Source organism: bacterium (assembly GCA_021372775.1).
Lineage (GTDB): Bacteria > Acidobacteriota > Polarisedimenticolia > J045 > J045 > JAJFTU01.
The window spans coordinates 1-6,493 of record JAJFTU010000193.1 but is presented as its reverse complement, the minus strand read 5'-3'; the positions used below and the strand labels follow the sequence as shown (position 1 = coordinate 6,493).

Genomic DNA, 6,493 nt, shown 5'->3' with positions numbered 1-6,493 from the left:
GTCCGCGCGAGGCGGCTGCCCATGAAGCCCGGCACGAGGACGATCCGACCGATGCCGTGCATGGAGTCGATCCCCGCGGAGAGAAACGCGCGGTCCGCGCGCGACGAACGACGCGAGGCGGCGCCGGCGGGCGCGCCGTCGCGAAGGGACGTGACGCGACGCGAACAAGACACCGCCGCTCGAAGGTACCGTCGGCGGACCGGCGACGCGCGGCGGATGTTGCGACGCCGCGCGGCGCGATATCGGTCCGCGGGCGGCGGCGCGCGATGCCGGTACACTTGGCTTCCTTCGCCCGCCCGGAGGCGCCCACGATGACCGCCGCAGTCCGCCCCCTGACCGAACGGGACCTCCCCGAGGCCGACCGGATCTTCCGGCTCGCCTTCGGGACCTTCGTCCGCCTGCCGAACCCGCTCGATTTTTCGGGGGACGCGGAGATCCTCGCGAGCCGCTGGCGCGGCGGTCCGGCCGCGGCGTTCGCCGTCTGGAGCGACGGGCGATTCGTCGGCTCGAACTGGCTTGCGCGCTGGGGATCGGTCGGGCTGTTCGGTCCGCTCAGCGTCGAGCCGGCGCTTTGGGGCGCGGGGCTGGGAAAGCTGCTGCTCGAGCCGACGCTCGCGTTCATGCGGCGGCCCGAGATCACGCACGCCGGCCTCTACACGTTCGCGGAGAGCGCGCTGCACGTCGGGCTCTACCAGCGCTTCGGCTACTGGCCCGGCGCGCTGACGGCGGTGATGGAGAAGGCGGTCGCGCCGGTCGGCGAGGCCGGCGGCGCCGCGCTCTTCTCCGAAGTCGCGGAGGCGGAGCGCGCCTCCTGCCTCGACGCCTGCGGCGCGCTGACGAACGCGGTCTACGAGGGGCTCGACGTGCGCACGGAGATCCTCTCCGTCGAGCGGCAGCGGATGGGGGACACGGTGCTGCTGCTCGACGGCTCGCGGGTCGCGGCGCTGGCCGTCTGCCACGTCGGCCCGAAGAGCGAGGCGGGATCGGGAACTCTCTACGTGAAGTTCGGCGCCGCGGCGCCGGGCGCGCAGGGCGCGGAAACGTTGACCCGCCTGCTCGCCGCCTGCGAGGCGCTGGCGCGCCGCCGCGGCGTCGCGCGCCTCGTCGCCGGAAGCAGCGCGTCGCGGCGCGACGCCTTCCTCGCGCTGCGCGCCTTCGGCCTGCGGCCGTTCGTCCAGGGGATCGCGATGCACCTCGACGGCAAGGTCGGTTTCAACCGCCCCGACGCGTTCGTGATCGACGACTGGCGCTGAGCGGGACGGCCGCGACAGCGAGAACGCGCATCGCCGCGGCGCGGACAGGGGACACGCGGCCGCGGGCCGACGGGGCGCAGGACGGAGCAAACGATGAGGCTCGAAACGGCGCGGCTGTCGCTGTTCCCGCTGACCTACGAGCAGCTCGGCCTCTATCTCCGCGCCGACGGTTCGCTGGAGAGGTCGCTCGGGCTCGTTCCGCGCGCGCGGCCGATCCCCGATGAACTGGTCGAGGCGTTCCGCGACGACATCCTGCCGGCGATGCTCGCCGACCCGGCGAACGCGCCGTTCGCGACGCTCTGGACGATCGTCGAGCGGGACGCGGGGCGGGCGGTGGGCGACCTGTGCTTCAAGGGACCGCCGAACGGCGACGGCGAGGTCGAGGTCGGCTACGGCACGTACGACGAGTTCCGCAACCGCGGCTTCATGAGCGAGGCGCTGGGCGCGCTCTGCGCCTGGGCGCTCGCGCGGCCCGGCGTGCGCGCGGTCGTGGCCGAAACGGAGACGGACAACGCACCCTCGCGCCGCACGCTGGAGAAGAACGGCTTCGCGCCGGTCGGGGCGGCGGACGGCCGGACGCGGTGGCGGCTGGATCGTCCCGCAGCCGCGGCGCCCGGCGCCCGGCGCTGAGGTTTCGGCGCGCGTCCGGTCGGCGGAACCGGCGCGACGCGTCTCGGCGCCCGCCGGCCGCGCGAACCGATCCGGACGGCCCCGAAGATGAAAATGAAAAGCGGGCGCCGCGCCGGGCGAGGCGACGCGTCTTCGGCACGATATGAGCCGCCGAGGCCGTCGACGCCGCCGCGCGGTTGCGGTACAAAGAGCTCGCCGGGGCGGCTTGCGGCGGAGCGGCGCCGCGACCCACGACGGGACCGAACGACGCGACGGGGGCGCCTCGTTGGGCGCCGTCGTGGCTGGGGATGGTCCGGGAGGCGCCGGACCGCGGCGGATCAGTCGGACGCAGGTTCTCGGGAACCGCCGGGGGGATCCGGCGTTCTTCCGGAGAGGGCGCGGGGCGCGCCGGCGCCGCGCGATCCGCGGGAACGGCGTCTCGGGCACGTTGGCGATCGAGCGCGGGCTAGTCTCGGAAGGCCACGCAGAGGCCGGTTTCTTCGGCACGTTGGCGATCGTGCGGGAACGGGGGGATTCATCGATGCACCACATCTGGCCGCTGTTTCATGGGCGCAAGGCCGAGGAGCGGGGCGGCGGGACGGCCGCCGTCGAGGATCCTCCGGCGCAGCCCGGCGGGACCCCGGAGCGGATGAGCGTCGGGGAACGGAACGCCCTCGCCGAGATCGCCCGCGCGCAGCAGCGCGGGGGATGCTTCGCGCCCGGAACGCGCACGCTGCCCTGCGATCGCTGCGGCGCCGTCCTTCCGGCGCTGCTCTTGTCGCGGTGCCCCGAGTGCGGCCGTCTCTTCTGCGCCGCGTGCGCGGAGGTGACCCGCTTCGAGGCGCGGATCGAGAGCGGCCTGCTGTGGTTCGACAACGCCTTCGCCTGCCTCGACTGCAAGGCGCCGCTCGACCCCGACTGGCAGGAGAAGGGCTGAGCCGCGCGGCGCGGCGGACCGCCGCGCGAGGGCGCTCGGCGACGTCCCCCGCTCCCGGCGGCGTACATTCCGGACCGCGACGCGGGAGGTCCGGCATGAACAGGAGCGGGCGTGCGGCGTGGGGTTTCGCGGCCGCGGCGACGGCGGCGTTCCAGTGCTTTCTTCTGGCGGGCGCGGCGCCCGCGGCCGACGCCGCGAAGCCGCGCGGCGAGGCGCGGGCCGACGCCGCGCTCGTCTATTTCCTGCGCGGCGACTCGCAGCCGGACGACCGGTTCTGGATCTTCGACGGCAAGACGCTCCTCGCCGTGCTCAAGCGGGACTCCTACGCCTTCGCGCAGATGCCGCCGGGGCCGCATCTCTTCTGGTCGCGGGCCACGTCGGGCCTCACGCACGACCTCTACGGGCGGGGCGTCTTCCTGCTGCAGGCGGGCCGGACCTACTACGTCCGCCTGACCGACACCGAGGTCATGTACCTCAAGGGATTCGAGACGCTCCCCGAGGCCGACGGCGAGCGGGCGGTCGCCGCGGCGGCGCGGTACGTCGCCTTCGACGCGGGCGACGCCGAGCGCGCGGCGAAAATGGCCGCCAAGGCCTACGGCGGGCCGGCGGCGGTCGCGGCCGGGCCGGGCGGAGTCGGCGAAGGACGCGTGCGGATCCCGGCCGGCACGCTGCTGATGGTCGAGCTGCAGGAGAACCTCACGACGCACCACGTGCAGGAAGGAGCGCCGGTGCGCCTGCGCACGCTCGAGACGCTCCGCGCGGACGGCGCCGTCGTCCTTCCGGCGGGCGGCCCGGTCGAGGGCGTCGTCGCGCAGGCGCTGCGGGCGAAGGCGTTCGGGCACGGCGGATTTCTCGAGGTCGAGGCGACCCGGCTGCGCGGCGCGGCGGGGGACGACGTTCCGGTCTACGGGCTCCTCGCGACGGTGAAGGGGCAGACGCCGAGCGGACGCGTCCTGGGACGCGCGGCGGCCGCGGCGCCGCTCGTGAACGATCCGGCGATCATGCTGCTGGCGATCCCGGGGCTCTTCGTCAAAGGCGGGGATCCGTGGCTCGCCGCGGGGATGAGGCTCGGCGTGATCACGCGGGACGACGTCTGGGTGCGGCCGGCGGCCGCGGCGCCGCAGGCTCGGGGACCGGCCGAGGCGGCGGCCGAGACGGCGCCGGTCGTCGTTGCGGCGGCGCTCGCCGGACCGGTGGTCGCGCCGCGCAACGGCCGCGCGGACGGCGAGTGCGCCGTCGGCCTGAAGTCGGACCGCGAGGTGCGCGAGGCGGCGATCACGTCCCTCGGCGAAGAGCCGCTACCGGTTCCGCTTCGGGCGAAGGGGCTCAAGCGCTCCGCGGACGGCTGGACGGCGACGTTCGCCCAGTGGGACCTCCTGCGCTACGCCCGCTTCTCCGGCGCCCGCACGGAGGTCGTGGCGACGCTGGCGGGGACGCTCGAGGGCGGCGCGCGGTTCACGGCGCAGCTCCCCGTGGTCTACGAGATCGAACAGGAGAAGTGACGCGGCCCCCTGCGCCCCCCGGGCGGAAACGCGGGGCGTCGTTCTTCTGATCGGTCGGCACGGGGCGGCGGAGGGTGCGTCGTCTTTCGGATTGGTCTGCGCGGCGCGGAGGCGTGGGGCGCGCCCTCGCGGGGCCGCCGACGACCACGAAAATTCCGGAGAGAAAGGGAACGCCCCGCCGAGGGCCGGGGGGAGGCGCACGGGGCGGGGCGTTCGATTCCGCACGGTCGCGCGAGTGGTCTCGGGGGGGGAGGCGCGCCCGCTCGGAAGTGTTTTAAATCTCCGGTGGAGCCGGTGTCGCGTCAAGCACGAACAGCAATTCCGCGTAACTCGGCGGGCACGTTCCTCGCGGGCCGGCGGGGCGCAACGATCCGGCGCCGCCGGACGCAATTCTCGGCGCTTGCGGCGCGCGCCGCCCGGGCGCAACCGCGGGATGCACTTCGCACGGCGGCGGCGAGAGAACTCCACGGACGCGCGCCGCGCGGGTGGCGCTATCCTCTCGCGGTCGGCGGCGCCGCGGCGCCGCGCTTCAGGAAGCGAGGAAACCATGGACGCCGCAACGTTCCGGGAGTTTGGCCACCAGCTGGTCGATTGGGTCGCCGCCTACCGCGAGCGGGTGGAGTCGCTGCCGGTGATGAGTCAAGTCGCCCCCGGCGAAATCAAGGCCCGCTTCCCGAAGGCGCCGCCGCAGGTCGGCGGGCGGCTGCCCGAGGCGATCGCCGCGCTGGACCGCGACGTGCTGCCCGGGATCACCCACTGGAACCACCCCGCGTTCTTCTCCTACTTTCCCAGCAACACCAGCTACGCGTCCGTCCTGGCCGACATCGTCGTCGCCGGGCTCGGCGTGCAGGGGATGAGCTGGCAGACCAGTCCCGCGGCGACCGAACTCGAAGAGGTCGTGATGGACTGGCTGCGGGGGATGGTCGGCCTCTCCGACGCCTTCACCGGCGTCGTCCACGACTCGGCCAGCACGGCGACGCTCTGCGCGCTCCTCTGCGCGCGGGAACGGAGCTCCGGCTTCGTGCAGAACCGCGGGGGCTTGCAGTCGGGCGAGCCGCCGCTCGTCGTCTACACCTCCAGCCAGGCGCACAGCTCGGTCGAAAAGGGCGCGCTGCTGGCCGGCTTCGGCAAGGCCCACCTGCGCCTGATCGAGACCGACGACGCCCACGCCGTCCGCGCCGACCTGCTCCGCGCGGCGGTCGAGGCGGACGTCGCCGCCGGCCGGCGTCCCTGCGCGATCGTCGGCTGCGTCGGCACGACGGCGACGACCGCGTTCGACCCGCTGCCGGAGCTGGCCGCGATCGCGCGCGACCACGGGATGTGGCTGCACGTGGACGCGGCGATGGCCGGCACGGCGATGGTGCTGCCGGAATGCCGCGGGCTGTGGAACGGGATCGAGGAGGCGGACAGCCTCGTCTTCAACCCGCACAAGTGGATGGGGGTCGGCTTCGACTTCAGCGCCTACTACGTGCGCGACCCGCAGCACCTGATCCGCGTGATGAGCACCAACCCGAGCTACCTGCGCACCGAGCACGACGCGGAGGTCAAGAACTTCCGCGACTGGCACGTGCCGCTGGGGCGTCGCTTCCGCGCGCTCAAGCTCTGGTTCTTCCTGATGGACGCCGGCGTCGAGGGGCTGCAGGCGCGGATCCGCCGCGACCTCGAGAACGCGCGGTGGCTCGCCGGACAGGTCGAGGCGGCGGAGGACTGGGAGATTCTCGCGCCGGTCGCGCTGCAGACGGTCTGCCTGCGGCACGCGCCGACGCGGCTCGCCGGCGACGAGGCCGCGCTGGCCGCGCACAACCGCGAGGTCGCGCGGATCGTCAACGACGGCGGCGGCGCCTTGGTCAACCCCGCCTCGCTGAAGGGGAAGCAGATGATCCGCGTCAGCGTCGGCGCCGAAACGACCGAGCGGCGGCACGTCGAAGCGGTGTGGCGGCTGCTCGTCGCGGCGGCGCGCGAGGCCGACGCGCAGTGACGAAGCGGCGCGGCGGGGCCGCGCCGATCGAGGGAGAGAAGCGATGAAGACGAAGTTCGCCGTCGTGCCGATTGCCTTGCTCGCCGCCGCGTCGCTCGCCTTCGCGGCCGCGCCCGCCGCGACGCCGCTGCCGGCGCCGAAGACGGACGGGCAGTTCGCGGTGGAGAAGGCGCTCCAACAACGGCGCTCGCTGCGCGCGCCGGCGCCGACGCCG

The 6,493-nt window shown here is 74.2% G+C and carries 5 protein-coding genes; all 5 read left to right on the top strand.

Going from position 1 to position 6,493, the window contains the following annotated elements; translation table 11 throughout:
* The first annotated feature begins 311 nt into the window (after window positions 1-311).
* The 5 genes from LLG88_06510 (at window position 312) to LLG88_06490 (ending at window position 6,279) form a co-directional block, all read left to right on the top strand.
* The gene (locus LLG88_06510; protein ID MCE5246558.1) at window positions 312-1,253 is read left to right on the top strand and encodes a GNAT family N-acetyltransferase; all 942 of its coding nucleotides are present in this window, start codon (window positions 312-314) and stop codon (window positions 1,251-1,253) included.
* Between the two features lie 93 nt (window positions 1,254-1,346).
* Window positions 1,347-1,883, top strand: coding sequence for a GNAT family N-acetyltransferase (locus LLG88_06505; protein ID MCE5246557.1), 537 nt, complete (start codon window positions 1,347-1,349; stop codon window positions 1,881-1,883).
* Between the two features lie 520 nt (window positions 1,884-2,403).
* Entirely contained in the window at window positions 2,404-2,799 is a 396-nt protein-coding gene (locus LLG88_06500; protein ID MCE5246556.1) for a hypothetical protein, read from the top strand.
* 95 nt (window positions 2,800-2,894) lie between these two features.
* Window positions 2,895-4,301, top strand: coding sequence for a DUF2846 domain-containing protein (locus LLG88_06495; GenBank protein ID MCE5246555.1), 1,407 nt, complete (start codon window positions 2,895-2,897; stop codon window positions 4,299-4,301).
* Window positions 4,302-4,848: 547 nt separating this feature from the next.
* Entirely contained in the window at window positions 4,849-6,279 is a 1,431-nt protein-coding gene (locus LLG88_06490; GenBank protein MCE5246554.1) for an aspartate aminotransferase family protein, read from the top strand.
* The last annotated feature ends 214 nt before the right edge of the window (window positions 6,280-6,493 follow it).